Here is a 903-nt window from a genome sequence, read left to right on the forward strand (position 1 = left end):
GAAAGAAAATCGTTATCTTCAGGAGGAACTTGAACTTCTAAAAAAGTTCCGGGTCTTCTTGAAGCGAAGCAAGTAAAACGTTTTGAATTTCTCTTGAAACATCATGGGAAGATAAAAATTAAACATGCAGTAAAAGTTCTTAAGGTTTCTCGCTCAGGTTTCTATGAATACATGCATCGTCGTCCTTCAAAACAACAAGTGGAGAGAGAAATTCTCTCAGAGAAGATAAAAGCTGTCTTTCATGAGCATAAGGGACGCTATGGTGCGGTTAGAATTACCAAGGTACTTCATAATACTGGTATTATGACCAACACGAAACGTGTTGGGAAACTGATGCATTTGATGGGACTTTATGCCAAGGGAAGCCGTTATAAATATAAACATTACAACAGAAAAGGAGCTTCGCTTTCAAGACCCAATTTAATTAATCAGATCTTTAAAGCAACAGCTCCTAATAAAGTATGGCTGGGAGACATGACCTATATCCCTACCAAAGAAGGCACCTTATACTTAGCCGTGAATATCGACGTTTTTTCACGTAAGATTGTAGGCTGGTCAATGTCTTCACGGATGCAAGATAAACTGGTGAGGGATTGCTTCTTACAAGCTTGTGGGAAAGAACAGCCTCAGCCTGGCTTGATTGTCCATACTGATCAAGGGAGTCAATATACAAGCTCTCGTTATCAATCTACTCTTCGTCAAGTCGGTGCTCAATCTAGCATGAGTCGTAAAGGAAATCCATATGACAATGCAATGATGGAGTCTTTTTATAAGACGCTAAAGAGGGAGCTTATTAATGATGCTCATTTTGAGACAAGAGCTGAGGCTACTCAAGAAATATTTAAATACATTGAGACCTATTACAATACAAAAAGGATGCATTCAGGTCTTGATTACAAGCTC

1 pseudogene is annotated in these 903 nt (G+C 38.8%); it reads left to right on the top strand.

Annotation, left to right across the window (positions count from 1 at the left end):
• Positions 1-903, top strand: a pseudogene (locus BAZO_RS10395) (IS3-like element IS1068 family transposase); the annotation flags it as partial.

This window comes from Schinkia azotoformans LMG 9581 (assembly GCF_000307855.1).
Lineage (GTDB): Bacteria > Bacillota > Bacilli > Bacillales > Bacillaceae_J > Schinkia > Schinkia azotoformans.